Here is a 17822-nt window from a genome sequence, read left to right as displayed (position 1 = left end):
ACGGGCCGCGGTACCGACACTCCGACGCATGCGTACCTACCGGGAGCTGTTCCGGACTCCGGAGTTCAAGCCCTTCTTCGCCAGTACCGCGCTGAACGTCGCCGCGCAGACCGTGAGCGGCCTCGCCCTCGGCACCCTGATCTACGACGCCACCGGGTCTCCCCTGCTCTCCGCGCTGGCGATCTTCGGGCCGTCGCTCGCGCAGGTGGTCGGGATGACGACCCTGCTCGCGGCGGCCGACCGGCTGCCGCCCCGGGCCGCGCTGGCCGGACTCGGCTGGATCTTCGCCGCCGGCACCGCTGCCCAGGCGATGCCCGGCCAGCCCGTCTTCGTTGCCTTCAGCATCCTGTTCGTGGTCGGCGTGGTGTCGTCGGTCGGCGGCGGGGTCCGCTGGGGCCTGCTGAACCAGCTGCTCAGCAAGGACGGCTACCTGCTCGGCCGGTCGGTGCTGAACATGTCGGTCGGGGTGATGCAGATCTGCGGGTTCGCGACCGGCGGCGTACTCGTCGCCGTCCTGTCTCCCCGCGGCGCCTTGCTCACCGGTGCCGCCCTGTACTGCGGGAGCGCCGTGGTCGCGGGGTGCTTCCTCACCCGACGGGCGCCGAGGTCGACCCAACGAGTCTCGGTCGCCGTGACGTGGCGCAACAACCGCGAGTTGCTCTCACCGGTCCAGCGACGCCGGGTCTTCCTCGCACTCTGGCTTCCGAACGGGCTGATCGTCGGCTGCGAGTCCCTGTTCGTCGCGTACTCACCGACGTACTCGGGGCTCCTGTTCGCGGCCGCGGCCTGCGGGATGCTGGTCGGTGACACCCTGGCCGGGCGTTTCCGGCCACAACGGCTGGCCGTCGGGTTGTACCTGCTGCTGGCGGCCCCGTACTTGGTCTTCTTCCTGCGGCCACCACTCACCCTCGCCGTCGCCGCGGTCGCCGTTTCGGCTGTCGGGTACTCGGCCAGCCTGCTCATGCAGGAACGCCTGATGGCACTCACCCCGGACAAGCTGAGCGGCCAGGCACTCGGCCTGCACTCGTCCGGGATGCTCGTGATGCAGGGCGTCGCCGCGGCCTTGGCCGGCGGGATCGCCCAGCTGACCTCACCCGCGCTGTCGATGTCGGTCATGGCGGCCGCCTCGCTCGTCGTCACCTGCGCGTTGGCCCGCGGACTGCGGACCGGCTCGAAAAGCGCTCAGCTGGTGAGCACTTAGTTTGCGAGAATCCCCGTATGCGCGCTGATCGGCTGGTCGCCACCCTGCTCCTGATGCAGGCCCGCGGCCGGGTCACGGCGGCCGAGCTGGCCGAGGAGCTGGAGATCTCCGTGGCCACCGCGCGCCGCGATCTCGAGGCCTTGTCGACCGCCGGGATCCCGGTCTATCCACAGCCCGGACGCAACGGTGGTTGGTCCTTGCTCGGCGGCGCCCGGACGGATCTGAGCGGGTTGAGCGCGACCGAGGCGCAGGCCCTGTTCCTCCTGGTCGGGCCGGCCGCCTCGATCGCGCCCGACGCGAAGGCCGCGCTGCGCAAGCTCGTCCGCGCCCTGCCGGAGACCTTCCGGACGGAGGCCGAGGCGGCAGCGGAGGCGGTCGTGATCGACCCGGCGGGCTGGGGCGAACACGGCAAGCAGCGCCCGTCCCGGGTGAACGAGCTGCAGACCGCGGTGGTGAAGCGGCGGAAGGTACGCCTGACCTACGCCGGTCGCCGTCGTGAGCAGTCCGAGCGGGTCGTCGATCCACTCGGACTCGTCGACAAGGACGACGTCTGGTACCTGATCGCGGGGACCGAGAAGGGACAGCGCACGTTCCGGGTCGACCGGATCGTCGCGGCCGAGGTCACGGAGCTGCCCGCGGAGCGCCCGGACGACTTCGACCTCGCGACCGAGTGGGCCCGGGTGGTCGACGAGATGGAGCAGAACCGGTCCGGGCTCGCCGCGACCGTCCTCGTCCGGGAGCGGCATCTCTGGGTCATGCAGGACCGGCTCGGGCGGCACTGCGAGGTCCTCGGACCGGGTGACGAAGGCTGGGTCCGGATCCTGGTGACAGCCCCGACCCCGCTGATGATCGCGCAGCACCTGGCCGGGTGGGGCGGCCTGATCGAGGTGCTCGACCCGCCGTCGGTACAGGCCGAACTGGCCCGGCTCGGCGGCGAACTCGTCCAGCGGTACGGCCACTGACCGCAGACGGCCGGTGACAATTCGTCGCAGCAGGTAAGACGTGCGCCAACCGGGGGGATTCGCGACTCCGGATGACCGGGACGGCGAGTAGGGTCCCCGATGTCCCAAAGCTGTTCCACGCGCTAGCAACAGGAAGTGTCCGTGACCACGTCTCCCCCTCAGCCGCCCCACAACCAGTACCCCGGCCAGCCGGCGCCCGGCGGGTACGGTCCGCCCCCGCAGGACCAGGGGCCGCAGCACCACGGTCCGCAGGGCCAGTTCCCGCAGTACACGCAGCAGCAGCCGGAGAACTTCCAGCCGGGCCCGTACGACCAGCCCCCGCACGGACAACCGCAGCACGGACAACCGCAGCACGGGCAGCCGTACGAGCAGCAAGGACAGCCGCAGTACGGTCAGCCGGGTGGCGGCCCGCAGTACGGGCAGGAGCACGGGCAGCAGTTCGGGCAGCCAGGGCCGGCGCAGTTCGGGCAGCAGCCGCAGCCGGGGATGGCGCCGATGCCGGGCGGGACGATGCAGTGCCGGTTCTGCGGTGCGGTGCCGGCCGTCCCGGCGACCGTCCGCGGCCACCAGGGCCTGATCATCGTGATGCGGTTCCTGAAGCTCGAGGGGCCCTACTGCAAGACCTGTGGGACCGCGGCGGTCCGCGACATGACCTCGAAGAGCATGGTCGCCGGCTGGTGGGGTATCGGCTCGCTGATCGTCAACCCGATCACGATGCTGATGAACCTCGGCCCGGCGAACAAGTTCAAGAACCTGCCCGAGCCCGCCCCCGGCGCACCGGGCCGGCCGATGGACCCGGGCAAACCGCTGTTCAAACGGCCGCAGGTGATCGGCCTGGTCGTGCCGCTCGCGGTCATCCTGCTGATCGTGATCGGCAACATCAGCAACCTGAGCAGCCCGTCGTCGGCGTCGGTCGGTGACTGCATCCACAACGCGGGCTCGGTCTCCAAGCCCGACGTGAAGGTGGTCGACTGCACGTCCTCGGACGCCGACTACAAGGTGCTCGGCAAGGTCAGCACGTCGGACGAGTCCCAGTGCGAGCAGTACGAGGGCTACACCGTCGCGTACACCGAGGAGCGCAGCTCGTCGGCGTACACGCTCTGCCTCGGCCCGAACTGACCAGACGCTCGGGGGCGGATCCGCTCCGCCCCCGAGCTGGTCAGGTGTAGTACCCGTCGACCGCGGCCTTCGCCTCGTCGTACAGCGCGGGCCCTTCCTGGGCGACGGGCTGGAATCCACCACCGGGCTTGAGCGCGTTCAGCTGCTCGCCCGACAACGCGTAGACGACCCGGCCGAGACCGGAGCGTTCCAGCGCGCCCGCGCACATCCCGCAGGGCTGGGTGCTGGTGTACATCGTGGTCTGTTTCGCGGTCTCCGGATCGAGGTTCGCCGCCGCCCACCGGGCCAGCTTGAGCTCCGGGTGGGCGGTGATGTCGTTGTCGGTGAGGCTGGTGTTCCCGTCCTCGGCGAGCACGGTGCCGTCCGGTGCCGCGAGCAACGACCCGAACGGCGGGTTGCCAGCGGCCCGGGCGGCGACGGCGAGCTCGATCGCGCGACGGAGAAGGGTTTCTGCTGCGGGGGTCACCTGCTGCTCCATTCGAGGTTGGCCCGGACCGTGGCCAGTGCCTGCCACGCGGTCTCGGGGTGTTCGGTCTCGGCAGGATCGCCGACGAACGGGTCCAGGACGACGGATTCGGCGCCGAGCAGCCGCAGTTCGTCGAGATCGCCGATCACCTGGTCGATCGTGCCTTCCCCGGCGACGCGCTCGCCGTCCGGAAGCGGGCGGTCGGTCAGCCGGAGCAGGATCCGCGGCGCGAACCCCGGTACCGGGCGCTGCTCGTCGTCGGCGATCGCCTTCATCCGGTCCAGGGCGTCGCGCATCCAGGTGACCCGTTCGCGCAACGGGTGCCACGCGTCGGCGTACCGGACGGCGCGGCGCAGTCCCGCGGTACTGCGGCCGCCGACCCACAACGGGATGTGGCCGCTGCGGTAGTCGGCCGTGTCCTGCCAGGCGGTCCGCAGGGCGGCGAGCGTCTCGTCGGTGGTACGGCCGCGGCGGGCGAAGTCGGCGCCGAGGGCCTCGAACTCCTGCTGGGCCCAGCCGATGCCGACGCCGAGGATCAGGCGGTGGCCGCTCAACTGGTCGAGGTTCGCCGCCATCCGCGCGGTGAGCAGCGGATGCCGGTACGGCGCGATCAGCACGGTGGTCCCGAGACGGATCGTGCTGGTCTGACCGGCGAGCCAGCTGAGCGTGGTGAACGGTTCGTAGAACGGGGCCGGGTACTGCTCGGCGACGTCGGGCGTGATCGCGACGTGGTCGGACACCATCAGCAGGTCGTACCCGAGTCCCTCGACGGTCCGGGCCCAGGCGAGCAACCGGTCGGGGGTGGTTCCGGGGCCGAAGTTGGGGACGTTCACACCGAGCAACATGCCGACCAGGCTATCCAGGCGGACCGGCCGCGTTGAAGAGAATCCTCGCGGTAAACCGGGGTCGTGGCCGTGGATCTCCCGGTAGGTTGGCCGGATGACCGAGACTCTTGATCAGACCGACTGGGCCATCCTGGTCGAGGTCCAGACCGACGGGCGGATTCCACTGACCGAGCTCGGCCGGCGGGTCAACCTGAGCGCCTCCGCGACCACCGAGCGGGTGAAGCGGCTGGAGTCCCTCGGCGTGATCAGCGGGTACAAGGCCGAGGTCGACCTGACGAAGGTCGGGTACCCGGTGCTCGCGGTCGTCCGGCTGAAGTACCCCGGGAACAAGCACGCTCCGTTGCACAAGCTGTTGCGGGAGCGATTCGAGATCCTCGAGTGCCTGCGGACCACCGGTGACGACTGCTACACGCTCAAGGTGGCCGCCGGGTCGATGGCGCACCTGGAGCAGCTGGTCAACGAGCTGACCGAGTTCGGCAGTACGACGACGAACCTGGTCTACAGCCAGACCCAGCCGTACCGCGGCCCGCAGGCGCCCCCGGCCGAGCTGTGACAACCGGCAACAGATGGGCAGCAGGTCCACGACAGGCGTCACCGGAACACTCGGCTCCTCAACAAACCCGAATATCCCGTGACCAAAGGATCTGAGCATGGCAAAGAAGACGTTGGAGGAACTGAAGGCCGAGTACCAGGGTCTCGCCGAGAGCCAGGCCGAACTGCGCAAGATGGGTGCGTCGGCGAGCTCGCCGCAGATGAAGCAGACCGCGAACCAGCTCGGCAAGCTCTCCAAGCAGATCGACAAGCTCGAGCGGTAGGCCGCTGACTTCCCGCGCTGCCGCCGCCCGCCCGCGGCGGTGGTGCTCCAGAACTCGAGGAGACAGCTCGTGGACGACGAGCCGATCGACCTGTTCTATCCCCACCTGGGCGCCTTCGTATCCGAGTGGATCGCGCGAAGATACGCGCGCCGGCTCGGCAACGCGTTCGTCTGGTGCCCGGAGTGGTACCAGCACTCCGAGGCCATGAGCCGCCTCGACGCTCTGTGGCGCGCCTGGGAGTCCCTCCGCCACGACGGCCAACTCGGGATGTCCCTGTGGTGGCGCGACCACGCGGACCACCACATGACCTACCTGCTCGACCCGGACGGCCCCTTCGGCACCTGCCGCAGCGGCCACTCGGAATTCCCGGTCCCAGACCTCCCCCTCGTAGACCCACCCGAAGGCCTCTTCGTCGACCTCCGCCAACCCGCCCTCTCCGCCTAGACAGTCCGTCAGGTAGGCAGCACCTGACGGGTAGCGTCCGGTGGATGGAGTTCTCGGAGATGGTTGAGCGGGCCCGGAGTGTCCGGGCTTCGTATGCGGCGGTCGAGGCCGAGCGGTACGGCCGGGCTTGGAACCGCGAGGAGCTGATGCTCGGGTTCCTGGGCGACGTCGGCGACCTGGCGAAGCTCGTCCAGGGGAAGGAAGGCGTGCGGCCCAGAGACGACCTCGACGAGGCGTTGGCGCATGAGCTGGCGGACTGCTTGTGGTCGGTGCTGGTCCTGGCCGATGCCTACCAGGTCGATCTCGAGGGTGCCTTCACCCGGACGATGGACGAGCTCGACCAGCACCTCGCCGGCTGACCGGCGAGGTCGCGCCCAGGTCAGTACGGGCGGTCGCCGGTGGTGGGGTCCCAGATGGGGCGGACTTCTATGGCGCCGTAGCGGGCTGAGGGGTGGGCTGCTGCTATGCCGGTGGCTTCGTCGAGGTCTTCGCAGTCGATGACGCAGAGGCCGCCGATCAGTTCCTTGGCGTCGGTGAAGGGGCCGTCGGTGATGGAGACCTCGTCGTCGTCATCCTGGTCCGCACCGGCACGGACGCGGACCGTGCGGGCCTCCGCCGGGGAGCGGAGGCCCGTCGCGTCGCGGAGGACACCGCGACGCGTCATCTCCTCGGTCCAGCCCTCGCAGCCCTTCTCGAACGAGTCGTCGGGCGCCAGTTCGGGATCGGGGCAGATCAGCAGGAGGTACTGCATCAGTCGTCGTTCGCGATTGTGGTCACCGGCGTGCCGAGCTCGACGGTCCGGCTGACCGTGCAGAGCCGGTCGTGGGACATCTTGACCGCCCGCGGCAGCGCCTCGCGGGCCTTGTCGCCGTCCTCGCCCTCGGGGAAGCGGATGGTGAACTCGACCTTCAGGTTCTCCATCCGGTTGCCCTCCTCGGGGTCGCGGATCTTGTCGCCGGTCACCACCGCGCCGAACTCGGCCGGTTCGGCGCGCCGGCTGACCACGACGTCCACGTCGATCGCCGAGCACGCCCCGATCGCGGCCAGCAGCAGCTCGACCGGGGTGAAGTCGGTGTCGTCGGGACCGCCGGAGCCGACCGTCATGGTGCCGCCGCGGACGTTGTGGACCAGGTACTTGCTGTTGGCGGTGCGTTCGAACCGCACCTGCCGGAGAGTGTCGCCCATCGTCCGTCGCAATCTGTTGCTCATGGCAACCTGGGAGGGCCCGGTACGACGCTGGGGTGGTGCGCGCGCCGGGCGGGTGGCCGTGCCGCGGTCAGAGCGATCGCAGCGCGTCGGCGACAGGGGTGTCGCCGGAGATCAGTTCCAGGGTCCGGCCGATCGAGGCCGGGGTGTCACAGAGACCGGCGAGGACCAGCGCCACGTCGTCGCGGGTCACCCGGCCCTGGCCGGTGTGGTCGGCGAGCAGTACCTTGCCGGTCGCGGGCTCGTCGGTCAGCCCGCCCGGCCGCAGGATGGTCCAGTCCAGGTCCCGGCCGCGCAGGTCGTCCTCGGCGGCCTTCTTCGCCCGCAGGTAGACGGTGAACGTGTCGTCGGGGTCCAGGCTGTCGATCCGGTCGACGCCCATCGACCCGACCTGGAGATGACGCCGTACCCCGGCCCCCTCGGCCGCCTCCGCGAACAACGCCGCCGCGCCTCGGTCCACGGTGTCCTTGCGCGCCTTCCCGCTGCCCGGTCCCGCGCCCGCGGCGAACACCGCGACCTCGGCCCCCGACAACACCTCGGCGACCGCGTCGACGTCGGCCTGCTCCAGGTCCAGCAGCGCGATCCGCCCACCGGCCGCGGCGACGTCGGCCTCGTGCGCGGGATTCCGCACCAGCCCGACCACCTCGTGCCCGTCGGCGGCCAGCAGCTTCGTCAGCCGCAACGCGATCTGCCCGTGTCCACCCGCTATGACGACTCGCATACCCCGAGACTAGTACTCCACCCCGACAGGGCCCGGGACGGTTCCGGCAGACTGGCAGGCATGTCCTCCGCAGTTGCCGCCGACGGGACCCGGATCGCCTACCAGCTCGCCGGCCCCGATCCAGGAACCCGGCCGGCGTTGCTCCTCCTGGCCGGTCAGTCGAACAACCACCACTGGTGGGACCCGGTGCGCGCCGACTTCGAGGCCGGCCGCCGGACGATCACGCTCGACTACCGCGGGACCGGGGACAGCGACAAACCCGACGTCCCGTACAGCACGCAAACCTTCGCCGAGGACGCCGTCGCGGTCCTCGACGAGCTCGGCCTCGACCAGGTGGACGTCTACGGCACGTCGATGGGTGGGCGGACCGCGCAATGGCTCGCGATCCGTCATCCCGAGCGAGTACGGCGGCTCGTCCTCGGGTGTACCTCGCCCGGCAAGGCGCACGGGTACGAGCGGAGCCAGGAGATCCGGCGAGCGCTCTCGCAGCGGGACCAGGAGGCGAGCGCGACCGTGCTGCGCGAACTCATGTACACCCCGGCCTGGCTCGCCGCGAACCCCGGCCCGTACCCGGTGCTCGGCGACACCACGATGCCCGCGTACGCGAAGGGCCGGCACCTGGTCGCCAGCAACAACCACGAGGCGTGGGACGAGTTGCCCGCGATCCAGGCGCCGACGTTGATCCTGCACGGTACCGACGATGTCTTCAGCCCGGCCGCGAACGCCGACCTGCTGGCCGCCCGGATCCCGGACGCGCGGGCGAAGCTCGTCCAGGGCGCGCGGCACGCCTACTTCCACGAGTTCCGTGCCGAGGCCAGTCCGCTGGTGCTGTCCTTCCTGAAGTCCTAGGAGTCCTGGCGGAGGATCGGGCGCAGCGTGTCGAGCACGGCCGGATCCTCGATCGTCGACGGGACCGGCTCGTCCCGGCCGTCGGCGATCCCACGCATCGTCTTGCGGAGGATCTTGCCCGACCGCGTCTTCGGCAGCGCCTCCACCACGGACACCTCGCGGAACGCCGCCACCGGGCCGATGTCTCGGCGAACCGCGGCGACCAGCTCGTCGCGGAGTACCGCCTCGTCCACCTCGACACCCGACTTCAGCACGACCAGGCCGCGCGGAAGCTGACCCTTCAAGGCGTCCTTCACCCCGATCACCGCGCACTCCGCGACCGCTGGATGCGCGGCCAGGACGGCCTCCATACTCCCGGTGGACAGGCGATGCCCGGCCACGTTGATCACGTCGTCGGTGCGCCCCATCACGAACAGGTACCCGTCCTCGTCGACGTACCCGGAGTCTCCGGTCAGGTAGTACCCGTCGTACCGGCTGAGGTAGTTGTCGATGTAGCGCTGGTCGTCGCCCCACAGCGTCGGCAGCGCCCCGGGCGGCAACGGCAGCTTGATCGCGATCGCCCCCTCCTCCCCCGCGGGCTGCCGAGCTCCTTCGGCGTCCAGGATGCGCACATCCCAGCCGGGCAGCGGGACCGTCGCCGAGCCGGGCTTGGTGGGCAACGGTTCGAGGCCACGCGGATTCGCGGCGATCGGCCAGCCCGTCTCGGTCTGCCACCAGTGGTCGACGACCGGGACGCCGAGGTGGTCGTGCGCCCAGTGGTACGTCTCCGGATCGAGCCGCTCGCCGGCCAGGAACAACGTGCCGAACGCCGACAGGTCGTACTTGGCGAGCTCGGCCGCCTCCGGATCGACCTTCTTGATCGCCCTCAACGCCGTCGGTGCCGTGAACAGCGCCTTCGCCCGGTGGTCGGAGATCACCCGCCAGAACGCACCCGCGTCCGGCGTCCCGATGGGCTTGCCCTCGTACAGGACCGTGGTCGCGCCGATCAGCAGCGGGGCGTACACGATGTAGGAGTGGCCGACGACCCAGCCGACGTCGGACGCCGTCCACCACACATCCCCCGGACCGATGTCGTACACGGCCCGCATCGACCAGGCCAGCGCGACCGCGTGACCACCGTTGTCGCGGACCACGCCCTTCGGCTTGCCGGTCGTCCCGGACGTGTACAGCACGTACAGCGGGTCGGTCGCGGCCACCGGGACCGGGTCCGCCGGATGCGCCGTCGAGACCAGCTTCTGCCAGTCGAGGTCGCGCTCGCCGAGAGTCGCGGGACCGGCGTCTCGTTGCAGTACGACGGTGGTGTCCGGCTGATGCGTGGACAGGGTGAGCGCGCTCTCGATGATCGGCAGGTACTCGACCACGCGGGCCGGCTCGATCCCGCAGGACGCGGCCACGATCACCTTCGGCCGGGCGTCGTCGATCCTGGCCGCCAGCTCCTTCGGCGCGAACCCGCCGAACACCACCGAGTGGATCGCGCCGAGCCGCGCGCAGGCGAGCATCGCGATCGCGGCCTCCGGCACCATCGGCATGTAGACGATGACGCGATCACCCTTGCCGACCCCGAGCGAGGCGAGCGCCCCCGCGAAGACGGCTACCTCGTCGCGCAGTTCGCGATAGGTGTACGTGCGCTGCGTCCCGGTGACGGGCGAGTCGTGGATCAGCGCGTTCCGGTCACCGTGACCCGCTTCGACGTGCCGGTCGAGCGCGTTGTACGCCGTGTTCAGCTCGCCGTCGGGGAACCAGCGGTACAGCGGCGCGGCCGAGTCGTCGAGCGCCCGGGTCGGTGGTGTGGTCCAGCTGATCGCGGTCGCCGCCTCCAGCCAGAATCCCGCCGGATCCGCCAGGCTGCGGCGGTAGCTCTCCTCGTACGCACCCATCGGTGGCCTCCTGTCACCCGTCCGGTGAGGTTCTCTGCAGTCTTGCCGGTGCCCCCGTGTTGGTCTACCCGGCTCGCAGTTGCACCGACGTTGCGTCCGGGCGTTCGCGACGGGCCGGGTCCCGCTACCGGTAAGGCGCGTGGCAAGGTTGGGACATGACAGTGACTGCCGCGGACGTCCAGCATGCGGCCGAGCGGATCTCCGGGCGGGTCCGGCGGACCCCGGTCCTGCGGGTCTCGCCGACGCTGACCCTCAAGCTGGAGCTGCTTCAGCACGTCGGCTCGTTCAAACCGCGCGGCGCCTTCAACCGGATGCTCTCCGCCAAGGAGCAGGGCGCACTGTCCGGCCTCGGCGTCGTCACCGCGTCCGGCGGGAACGCAGGCCTCGCGGTCGCCTACGCGGCCCGCGAACTCGGCGTACCGGCCCGGATCTTCGTCCCGGAGAGCGCCCCGTCCACGAAGGTCGCGCGGCTCCGGACCCTCGACGCGGACGTGGTCCAGATCGGCACCGAGTACGCCGAGGCGTACGCGGCGGCGGTGACCGCGAGCGAGGCCTCGGGGGCGTTGTTCGTGCACGCCTACGACCAGCCCGAGATCGTCGCGGGTCAGGGCACGCTGGGACTGGAGTTGCTGGAGCAGGCGGATCCGTTCGACACGGTCCTGGTCGCGGTCGGCGGCGGCGGCCTGATCGCCGGGATCGCGACGGCGCTGGGCGGCCGGGCCCGCGTGGTCGGCGTCGAGCCCGAGGTCGCGCCGACGATGGCCCGCGCTCTCGAAGCCGGCGAACCGGTGGACGTCCAGGTCGGCGGCTGCGCGGCCGACTCGCTCGGCGCCCGGCGGCTCGGCTCGATCGCGTTCGACGCCGTCCGCGCCCACGGCGTCCGGTCCGTCCTCGTCACCGAGGAGGCCATCGTTGCCGCCCGCAACGAGCTGTGGACCGAGTACCGGCTGGCGGTCGAGCACGGCGCCGCGGTCACCCAGGCCGCCCTGTCCTCGGGCGCCTACCGCCCCGAACCGGGCGAGCGCGTCGTCATGGTGGTGTGCGGCGCCAACACGGACCCGTCCACACTGGGCTGAGCGGCCCGACCGAGCCCTCAGGAGTCTCTCAGCTCGGGCAGAGCATCATCCGTACTGACTGCACCTGCTCCCCAGAGCCGAGGTTCCGATGACACCCTCCAGTGGAGGTGCCGGCAGTGGCCGATGAGATGCTCCCGTTTGGACGGCGACGAGGCGGCTGACCGTGTCCGGCGGACCGGCGCTCGTGGCGACGGACCTGCGCAAGTCGTACGGCCGGGTCATCGCCGTGGACGCGCTCGCGCTCGAGGTCGCCGCCGGGACCGTGCTGGGCTTCCTGGGCCCGAACGGCGCCGGCAAGACCACGGCGATCCGGATGCTGACCACGATCCTGCCCGCCGACGGCGGCTCCTTCGCGGTGACCGGGATCCCGCACACCAGGCCGGACGAGATCCGCCGCCGGGTCGGCGTCCTGCCGGAGAGCGCCGGGTACCCGGCCGGGCAGACCGGCGCGGAATGGCTGCGGTACCACGCGGAGCTGTTCGGCCGGAGTCGCGCCGACGCGCAAGCCCTGGTGGCCGGGCTGCTCGCCGAGGTCGGTTTGGCCGACCGGGCCCGGACGCTCGTGTCCGGGTACAGCCGCGGGATGAAGCAACGGCTCGGTATCGCCCGGGCGCTGGTGAACGACCCCGACGTGGTGTTCCTGGACGAGCCCACCCTGGGCCTGGATCCGATGGGCCAGGCACAGGTGCTCGACCTGATCGGCCGGATCGCCCGCGAGCGCGGCGCGACCGTGGTGCTGAGTACCCACGTCCTGGCCGACGTCGAGCAGATCTGCGACCGGGTGGTGATCCTGAACCGCGGCAGAGTGGTTGCCGAAGGCACCGTTGCGGAGGTGGTCCGGCAGGCGGCCGCGCCGCGGCAAGGCCGGCTCCAGGTCCCCCCGGAGCTGACCGGCCGGGCGCTGACGGCGCTGGCCGGCACGCAGGTGCGCGCGGTGTCCACCGGCGGCGGCCGGTTGGGCGAGCTCGAACTCAGCATGCCGCCTGGGCTCGGGCCGGAGGCCGCCGCCACCCAAGCCCTGACCGGCCTGCTGGCGGCCGGCGTGCCCGTGCTCGGATTCACCCTGGAGGGCGGCCGGCTCAGCGACGCCTTCCTCGCCTTCACCGAGGAGGCCTGATGACGATCCAGCCGACCGGCACCGATCCGGGCGGGACGACCCCGGCCGGTACCGGCGTGGAGCGTGCCTCCGATGTGCCGCGACGGGCCGGGCGCGGCTCGTGGCTGGTGGTCGCCTGGCGGGAGATCCGCGATCTCTGGCTCGGCGGCCGCGGCCTGGTGCTGTTGTTCGCCTACGCGATCACGCTCAGCGTGACCACCTACCTGACCGCGTCCAACCAGGCGCTGAACTTCCTCGAACAGCGCGAGGCCGTCAGCCTCACCCTCCAGGTCGCCGTGGCCCTCGGGACCCTGCTCACCCTGCTCGCGGCCTCCGACGCGTTCAGCGGCGAACGCGATCGCGGCACCCTGGAATCGTTGCTACTGGCACCCATCCCGCGCTGGGCCCTCACCGTCGGCAAGGGACTGGCCGCGCTGACGCTGTGGTTCGCCGCGTACGTGGTCGCGATCCCGTACGTGTGGTATCTCGGCAAAGGCGTCAAGGTGGTCGACACCTCGTTGCGCAGCGGCCTGCTGGTCGGGGCCTTGCTCGCCCTCGCGATGGTCGGCCTCGGCCTGCTGATCAGCATCTTCTCGAGCACGAACCGGGTCAGCCTGTCGGTGAGTGTGTTCATCCTGCTCGCCTTGTTCGCGCCGACCCAGATGCCAAGTTCCGCCCAGCGTGGTTGGTTCGGTGACCTGCTGCTGCGGGCCGATCCGTTCACGGCGGGGCTGCGCTACCTCGGGCGGACCATCGTGAACGCCAGGAGCTTCGCCCAGGAAGGCCATTGGCTGATCGGACCGGCCGTCGCCGCGGGCCTGGCAGTCGGGTTCGCGGTGGCCCTGTCCAGCCGACTCCGGCTCGGAGCGGGAGGCCGCGGATGAGGAAGTACCTGCTCCCACTGGTCGCTCTCGCCGCCATCGCGGCGCCTACCCCCTCAGCTGCCGTGGAGGCGCCGCCGGGCGCGGCTCAGCAGGTGATCGTCGAACTCGACCGGACCGAGGCCGCGATCGGACTCGGCCAGACGATCACCTTCACCTCGGCCGTGCGCAACACCGGCGAGCAGGAGCTCACCGGCGCGATCGCGCACCTGAACATCTTCGCCGTCGACCCAGGTGTCTACGTCGACCCGGAGGACTGGTCCAGCGAGCGTACGCAGTACCTGGACCCGCTCGGCGGTGGCGACACCGACAAGCTCGAGTGGGAGATGCAGGCGGTCAATTCCGGCCACTTCGTCGTCTACGTCGCGCTCGGTACCGGACAGGCCGCCGCGCCGGTCGTGTCGAGCAAGGCCTTGCGGCTGGACATCGCACCGGAACGCACCCTCGGGGCCGGCGGAGTGCTGCCGATCGCGGCCGGTGTGCCCGGCGTGATCGCGGTCCTGATGATGCTGGCGATGCTCCGCCGCCGGCAGCTGCGCCCGAAGAGCACCGAGCCCTCGCAGGACGCCGGCTCCTGAAGCTGAGGTCAGCCGACCGACGGCCGGGGACGGCGGTGCTCGGCCAGGATCCAGGCGGCGATGACGCCGCCTACCGCGCCGAACAGGTGGCCCTGCCAGGAGATGCCGTCCTGCGGCAGCAGTCCGCCGAGCAGGGCGCTGCCCCAGACCAGCACGACGACCAGGCCGATCAGGACCTGACCGATCCGGCGGTTGAAGATGCCGCGCGCGATCAGGTACGCGGCGTACCCGAAGACGAGACCGCTGGCGCCGATCGTCACCGTGTTCGGCGGCGAGATCAGCCAGGTCCCGAATCCACCGAGCACGGCGACCAGTGCGGTGACCGCGAGCAGCCGGGCCGCGCCGCCGATCGCGATCAGCGCGCCGAGGGTGACCAACGGCAGCGTGTTCGAGAGCAGATGGCCGAAGCCGAGGTGCAGGAACGGCGAGGTCACGATGCCGATCAGGCCGTCCGGCTCGCGCGCGACGATGCCGTACCGGTCGAGCTCGCCGTGCAGCAGGGTGTCGACGACCTCGCTCACCCACATCAGGCCCACCATCGCGATCAGCAGCTTGATCCCACCGCTGATCCGGGCAGCCTCGACCGCGTCGCTGGTACGGCGCGCCGGCGTCGGGTAGCTCATGCCTCCACCATGCCCGATTACCCCAAAACCCGCCCGGGTACGCCGCGCCGCGACCGCCGGGTGAGCAGGATGTGGACGGCCCGCTTTTCGGATCGTGGACCCCGACGAGCGCGACAGGGCCTGGATGTGTCACCATGTGCGACTTGCAGATCGCTGTGTGCGATCGGGGGTGGGCCGTCGGCCGGGCTGGGGAGATCCGGACGGGTGGAGTGCGCTGTTCCTGGTCGTTCGCCGGTGCCCGTCCGCCCCGACAGCTGGAGGAACTCGCGATGCCCGTCGCCGTCTACGTTCTCGGGCTGGCGATCTTCGCCCAGGGCACCTCCGAGCTGATGCTCGCCGGGCTGCTCCCCGAGCTCGCGGCGGACCTGGGCGTCTCGATTCCGGATGCGGGGCTGCTGATCTCGGCGTTCGCGGTCGGCATGCTCGTCGGCGCGCCGGTGCTGGCCGTGGTCACCCTGCGCCGCCCTCGACGGACCGCGCTGCTGGTGTTCCTGACCGTCTTCGCGCTCACCCACGTCGCCGCCGCCCTCACCCCGAACTACACGATCCTGCTCGCCACCAGGATCGTCGGCGCCTTCGTGTACGCCGGATTCTGGGCCGTCGCCGCCGTCACCGCGGTCGGTCTGGTCCCACCGACGAGCCGCGCGAAGGCGATGAGCGTCGTCGCCGGTGGCCTCACGGTCGCCACCATCGTCGGCCTGCCGGCCGGCACCGTGATCGGTCAGCACCTCGGTTGGCGGGCCGCGTTCTGGACCGTCGCGGTGCTGTCGGTCGTGGCGATGGCCGGCGTCATCAGTACGGTCCCGCCGGGCCGCCCCGATCCGGCGACGACGCCGCAGCTCGCCGCCGAGCTGCGCGCGATGAACAACCCGCGACTCTGGCTCGCCTACACCACGACCGCGCTCGTGACCGCGGCGATCCTGGTGATCTTCAGCTACCTCGCTCCCCTGCTCACCGGCGTGACCGGCCTCCCGGCCGGAGCGGTCCCCGCCGTCCTGGCCCTGTACGGCGTGGGTTCGCTGATCGGGATCACACTCGGCGGCCGGACCGCCGACGCGCAGCCGTTCCCCACGCTCGCGACCGGGATCACCGGGATCACCGTCCTGTCAGTGGTACTGGCCATGGCCGCCGGACTGCCGGTGGTGGCGATCGTCGCGGTGTTCCTGCTCGGTGGCTTCGGGTTCGCGACGAACCCGGCCCTCAACGCCAGCGTGTTCAGCCTGGCCGGGCGGGCGCCGACCCTGGCGACCGCGGTGAACTTCTCCGCGTTCAACGTCGGCATCACCGTCGGACCGTGGCTCGGCGGCGTCGCGATCGACGCCGGTGTCGGCTACCCCGCCCTCGGCTGGCTCGCGGCCACCCTCGGAGTACTTGCCCTGGGCACCGTTCTGATGACCGCCCGGCGGGTCCGGCGGGACCAGGCCCCGGGATCCTTCCGAGGACCCCGGGGCCTGTCCGTCGACTAGTTGACCGGGCCGCCCGAGTCGATGTGCGTCGGGTCGAAGTCGGAGCGGCGCTTGAACACGTACTTGTTCAGCAGCCAGGTCAGCGCCCACAGCCCGATCCCGACCAGCATCAGCCAGCCGGCGATCTTGTAGTCCGCGCCGGCCCGGCCCGACAACGGGCTGGCCAGGTAGACACACAGCACGACGCCGAGGATCGGCAGCACGGTCGGAGCGTGGAAGTGCTTGTGCTCGACCTTGTCCCGGCGCAGCACGAGCACGGCCACGTTGACGATCGCGAACACGCAGAGCAACAGCAGCGCCGTCGTCCCACCGAGCGCGGTGAGGTCGGCGTATCCGATCAGGAAGAACGCGAGCACCGTGGTGAACAGGATCGCGACCCACGGCGTCCGCCGGCTCGGCAGCACCCGGCCGAGCGGTCCGGGCAGAACCCGCTCGTGCGACATGCCGTACAGCAGGCGGCTGGCCATCAGCATGTTGATCAGCGCCGAGTTGGCCACCGCGAACATCGTGATCCAGGCGAAGATCTCCAGCGGGAAGCCGGGCGCGCCGGCCGAGACCACCTTGAGCAGTGGCGTGGAGCCCTGGTTCAGCTCTTCGGGCGAGACCAGGGTGACCGCCGAGATCGCCACCAGGATGTAGATGACACCGGTGACCGACAGGCCGATCAGCATGATCTTCGGGAAGATCTTGACCGGGTCCTTCGTCTCCTCGGCCATGTTCACCGAGTCCTCGAAGCCGACCATCGCGAAAAACGCCAGCGCGGTCGCCGCGGTCACCGCGCCGAACGGGCTCTCCCCCTCGGGCACGTTGAAGTCGGTCAGCCGCGAGGTGTCGCCGTCCCCACCGGCCAGCGCCCAGGCCCCGATCCCGATCACGATCAGCAACCCGGACAGCTCGACACAGGTCAGCACGACGTTGGCCTTGACGCTCTCGCCGACGCCCCGGAGGTTGACCAGGGCAATCAACGTCATGAACGCCAGCGCGGTGATCATCAACAGCGAGCCACGCTCGGGATCGATGTCGACCGCCGAGAAGAAGTTCGCGGCGAACGCCTTGGACGCACTCGACGCCGAGGTCAGACCCGAACACATCACCGCGAAGGTGAGCAGGAAGGTGAGGAAATGGATGCCGAACGCCTTGTGCGTGTACACGGCGGCGCCACCGGCCCGCGGGTACTTCGTCACCAGCTCGAGGTAGCTGGTCGCCGTCAGCATCGCGACGATGAACGCGCACAGGAAGGGCAACCAGACCGCGCCGCCCACCTCGCCCGCGACCTTGCCGGTCAGCGCGTACACGCCGGTACCGAGGATGTCGCCGACCACGAACAGCAACAGCAGCCCTGGTCCCATCACGCGTTTCAGCTCGGGACGGCTGTGATCGGTCGAAGCCGTGGCCGCGTTCGTGCTCTCGCTCATCGTGCCTCCTGCCGCGAATCGGGACGGAATCCCGGGTGACGCACCTTGGCCCAACATCCTTCCATCCGAGCGGATCGCTCGCGCCCCGGACACGCACGACGACGATCCGTGACTTTGTCAGGAAACCAAGCTTCGACAGGAACCCTGTGCAGGCAGGGAGAGCGGGAGCCGGGCGCGGGGTT

At 70.6% G+C, this 17822-nt stretch carries 21 protein-coding genes; 13 read left to right on the top strand and 8 right to left on the bottom strand.

Going from position 1 to position 17822, the window contains the following annotated elements:
* Nucleotides 1–28 precede the first annotated feature (28 nt).
* The 3 genes from FB561_RS26535 to FB561_RS26525 all read left to right on the top strand — a co-directional run bounded on the left by FB561_RS26535 (nt 29) and on the right by FB561_RS26525 (nt 3282).
* A complete protein-coding gene (locus tag FB561_RS26535; RefSeq protein WP_145811250.1) occupies nt 29–1201 on the top strand; it encodes an MFS transporter in 1173 nt (390 codons plus the stop codon).
* Nucleotides 1202–1218: 17 nt separating this feature from the next.
* A complete protein-coding gene (locus FB561_RS26530; RefSeq protein WP_145811248.1) occupies nt 1219–2163 on the top strand; it encodes a helix-turn-helix transcriptional regulator in 945 nt (314 codons plus the stop codon).
* Between the two features lie 141 nt (nt 2164–2304).
* A complete protein-coding gene (locus FB561_RS26525) occupies nt 2305–3282 on the top strand; it encodes an LppU/SCO3897 family protein (protein ID WP_145811245.1) in 978 nt (325 codons plus the stop codon).
* A gap of 40 nt (nt 3283–3322) precedes the next feature.
* Here the strand turns inward: FB561_RS26525 and FB561_RS26520 are convergent, their stop codons facing one another.
* Both FB561_RS26520 and FB561_RS26515 read right to left on the bottom strand, forming a co-directional pair.
* Nucleotides 3323–3748, bottom strand: a complete 426-nt coding sequence (locus tag FB561_RS26520) for a nucleoside deaminase (RefSeq protein ID WP_238335071.1) — start codon at nt 3746–3748, stop codon at nt 3323–3325.
* Nucleotides 3745–4593 (bottom strand): LLM class flavin-dependent oxidoreductase, encoded by an 849-nt coding sequence (locus FB561_RS26515; protein WP_145811240.1) that lies wholly within the window; start codon nt 4591–4593, stop codon nt 3745–3747. The genes FB561_RS26520 and FB561_RS26515 overlap by 4 nt, the downstream gene beginning before the upstream one ends.
* 94 nt (nt 4594–4687) lie before the next feature.
* Here FB561_RS26515 and FB561_RS26510 point away from each other — a divergent pair, with 94 nt between their 5' ends.
* The 4 genes from FB561_RS26510 to FB561_RS26500 all read left to right on the top strand — a co-directional run bounded on the left by FB561_RS26510 (nt 4688) and on the right by FB561_RS26500 (nt 6211).
* Entirely contained in the window at nt 4688–5146 is a 459-nt protein-coding gene (locus FB561_RS26510; RefSeq protein ID WP_145811238.1) for an Lrp/AsnC family transcriptional regulator, read from the top strand.
* Between the two features lie 97 nt (nt 5147–5243).
* Entirely contained in the window at nt 5244–5408 is a 165-nt protein-coding gene (locus FB561_RS37995) for a hypothetical protein (RefSeq protein WP_170284769.1), read from the top strand.
* Between the two features lie 69 nt (nt 5409–5477).
* Nucleotides 5478–5852: a DUF4913 domain-containing protein gene (locus FB561_RS26505; RefSeq protein ID WP_145811236.1), complete on the top strand. Its 375-nt coding sequence runs from the start codon at nt 5478–5480 to the stop codon at nt 5850–5852.
* Nucleotides 5853–5896: 44 nt separating this feature from the next.
* Nucleotides 5897–6211 (top strand): MazG nucleotide pyrophosphohydrolase domain-containing protein, encoded by a 315-nt coding sequence (locus FB561_RS26500; protein ID WP_202880742.1) that lies wholly within the window; start codon nt 5897–5899, stop codon nt 6209–6211.
* A gap of 20 nt (nt 6212–6231) precedes the next feature.
* On the opposite strand, the gene FB561_RS26495 is transcribed toward FB561_RS26500, so the two are convergent.
* From FB561_RS26495 to FB561_RS26485, 3 genes are all read right to left on the bottom strand, one after another.
* The gene (locus tag FB561_RS26495; RefSeq protein ID WP_145811233.1) at nt 6232–6603 is read right to left on the bottom strand and encodes a YciI family protein; all 372 of its coding nucleotides are present in this window, start codon (nt 6601–6603) and stop codon (nt 6232–6234) included.
* Nucleotides 6603–7061 carry an OsmC family protein gene (locus tag FB561_RS26490; protein WP_238335070.1) on the bottom strand — a complete coding sequence of 153 codons (459 nt, stop codon included), beginning with the start codon at nt 7059–7061 and terminating at the stop codon, nt 6603–6605. Before FB561_RS26490 ends, FB561_RS26495 begins: the two co-directional genes overlap by 1 nt.
* A gap of 67 nt (nt 7062–7128) precedes the next feature.
* On the bottom strand, nt 7129–7779 hold the full coding sequence (locus tag FB561_RS26485) for an SDR family oxidoreductase (RefSeq protein WP_145811231.1): 651 nt from the start codon (nt 7777–7779) through the stop codon (nt 7129–7131).
* A 60-nt stretch (nt 7780–7839) separates the two neighbouring features.
* On the opposite strand from FB561_RS26485, the gene FB561_RS26480 reads away from it, so the two are divergent.
* Nucleotides 7840–8628: an alpha/beta fold hydrolase gene (locus FB561_RS26480; RefSeq protein WP_145811229.1), complete on the top strand. Its 789-nt coding sequence runs from the start codon at nt 7840–7842 to the stop codon at nt 8626–8628.
* Here the strand turns inward: FB561_RS26480 and FB561_RS26475 are convergent.
* A complete protein-coding gene (locus FB561_RS26475; protein WP_145811227.1) occupies nt 8625–10505 on the bottom strand; it encodes a propionyl-CoA synthetase in 1881 nt (626 codons plus the stop codon). The genes FB561_RS26480 and FB561_RS26475 overlap by 4 nt on opposite strands.
* Nucleotides 10506–10660: 155 nt before the next feature.
* Between FB561_RS26475 and FB561_RS26470 the strand changes: the two genes are divergently transcribed.
* From FB561_RS26470 to FB561_RS26455, 4 genes are all read left to right on the top strand, one after another.
* Nucleotides 10661–11581, top strand: coding sequence for a threonine/serine dehydratase (locus FB561_RS26470; protein ID WP_145811225.1), 921 nt, complete (start codon nt 10661–10663; stop codon nt 11579–11581).
* A gap of 163 nt (nt 11582–11744) precedes the next feature.
* Nucleotides 11745–12698 carry an ABC transporter ATP-binding protein gene (locus FB561_RS26465; protein WP_238335069.1) on the top strand — a complete coding sequence of 318 codons (954 nt, stop codon included), beginning with the start codon at nt 11745–11747 and terminating at the stop codon, nt 12696–12698.
* Nucleotides 12698–13561, top strand: a complete 864-nt coding sequence (locus FB561_RS26460; protein ID WP_145811221.1) for an ABC transporter permease — start codon at nt 12698–12700, stop codon at nt 13559–13561. Before FB561_RS26465 ends, FB561_RS26460 begins: the two co-directional genes overlap by 1 nt.
* Nucleotides 13558–14136, top strand: coding sequence for a hypothetical protein (locus tag FB561_RS26455; protein WP_145811219.1), 579 nt, complete (start codon nt 13558–13560; stop codon nt 14134–14136). Before FB561_RS26460 ends, FB561_RS26455 begins: the two co-directional genes overlap by 4 nt.
* Nucleotides 14137–14144: 8 nt before the next feature.
* Here the strand turns inward: FB561_RS26455 and FB561_RS26450 are convergent, their stop codons facing one another.
* The gene (locus FB561_RS26450; RefSeq protein WP_145811218.1) at nt 14145–14759 is read right to left on the bottom strand and encodes a rhomboid family intramembrane serine protease; all 615 of its coding nucleotides are present in this window, start codon (nt 14757–14759) and stop codon (nt 14145–14147) included.
* A gap of 269 nt (nt 14760–15028) precedes the next feature.
* Between FB561_RS26450 and FB561_RS26445 the strand changes: the two genes are divergently transcribed.
* A complete protein-coding gene (locus tag FB561_RS26445; protein WP_145811217.1) occupies nt 15029–16225 on the top strand; it encodes a Cmx/CmrA family chloramphenicol efflux MFS transporter in 1197 nt (398 codons plus the stop codon).
* Here the strand turns inward: FB561_RS26445 and FB561_RS26440 are convergent.
* Complete coding sequence (locus FB561_RS26440) at nt 16222–17640, bottom strand: APC family permease (protein ID WP_145811216.1); 1419 nt, start codon at nt 17638–17640, stop codon at nt 16222–16224. The genes FB561_RS26445 and FB561_RS26440 overlap by 4 nt on opposite strands.
* Nucleotides 17641–17822 lie beyond the last annotated feature (182 nt).

This window comes from Kribbella amoyensis (genome assembly GCF_007828865.1).
Taxonomy (GTDB): domain Bacteria; phylum Actinomycetota; class Actinomycetes; order Propionibacteriales; family Kribbellaceae; genus Kribbella; species Kribbella amoyensis.
This window is presented reverse-complemented; position numbering and strand designations above follow the sequence as displayed.

What these genes read in the sequence shown, in the direction of transcription:
- FB561_RS26535 (WP_145811250.1), top strand. Translation starts at nt 29, where the DNA reads ATGCGTACCTACCGGGAGCTGTTCCGGACTCCGGAGTTCAAGCCCTTC.
- FB561_RS26530 (WP_145811248.1), top strand. Translation starts at nt 1,219, where the DNA reads ATGCGCGCTGATCGGCTGGTCGCCACCCTGCTCCTGATGCAGGCCCGC.
- FB561_RS26515 (WP_145811240.1), bottom strand. Translation starts at nt 4,593, where the DNA reads ATGTTGCTCGGTGTGAACGTCCCCAACTTCGGCCCCGGAACCACCCCC.
- FB561_RS26510 (WP_145811238.1), top strand. Translation starts at nt 4,688, where the DNA reads ATGACCGAGACTCTTGATCAGACCGACTGGGCCATCCTGGTCGAGGTC.
- FB561_RS37995 (WP_170284769.1), top strand. Translation starts at nt 5,244, where the DNA reads ATGGCAAAGAAGACGTTGGAGGAACTGAAGGCCGAGTACCAGGGTCTC.
- FB561_RS26500 (WP_202880742.1), top strand. Translation starts at nt 5,897, where the DNA reads ATGGAGTTCTCGGAGATGGTTGAGCGGGCCCGGAGTGTCCGGGCTTCG.
- FB561_RS26495 (WP_145811233.1), bottom strand. Translation starts at nt 6,603, where the DNA reads ATGCAGTACCTCCTGCTGATCTGCCCCGATCCCGAACTGGCGCCCGAC.
- FB561_RS26490 (WP_238335070.1), bottom strand. Translation starts at nt 7,061, where the DNA reads ATGAGCAACAGATTGCGACGGACGATGGGCGACACTCTCCGGCAGGTG.
- FB561_RS26485 (WP_145811231.1), bottom strand. Translation starts at nt 7,779, where the DNA reads ATGCGAGTCGTCATAGCGGGTGGACACGGGCAGATCGCGTTGCGGCTG.
- FB561_RS26480 (WP_145811229.1), top strand. Translation starts at nt 7,840, where the DNA reads ATGTCCTCCGCAGTTGCCGCCGACGGGACCCGGATCGCCTACCAGCTC.
- FB561_RS26475 (WP_145811227.1), bottom strand. Translation starts at nt 10,505, where the DNA reads ATGGGTGCGTACGAGGAGAGCTACCGCCGCAGCCTGGCGGATCCGGCG.
- FB561_RS26470 (WP_145811225.1), top strand. Translation starts at nt 10,661, where the DNA reads ATGACAGTGACTGCCGCGGACGTCCAGCATGCGGCCGAGCGGATCTCC.
- FB561_RS26460 (WP_145811221.1), top strand. Translation starts at nt 12,698, where the DNA reads ATGACGATCCAGCCGACCGGCACCGATCCGGGCGGGACGACCCCGGCC.
- FB561_RS26455 (WP_145811219.1), top strand. Translation starts at nt 13,558, where the DNA reads ATGAGGAAGTACCTGCTCCCACTGGTCGCTCTCGCCGCCATCGCGGCG.
- FB561_RS26450 (WP_145811218.1), bottom strand. Translation starts at nt 14,759, where the DNA reads ATGAGCTACCCGACGCCGGCGCGCCGTACCAGCGACGCGGTCGAGGCT.
- FB561_RS26445 (WP_145811217.1), top strand. Translation starts at nt 15,029, where the DNA reads ATGCCCGTCGCCGTCTACGTTCTCGGGCTGGCGATCTTCGCCCAGGGC.
- FB561_RS26440 (WP_145811216.1), bottom strand. Translation starts at nt 17,640, where the DNA reads ATGAGCGAGAGCACGAACGCGGCCACGGCTTCGACCGATCACAGCCGT.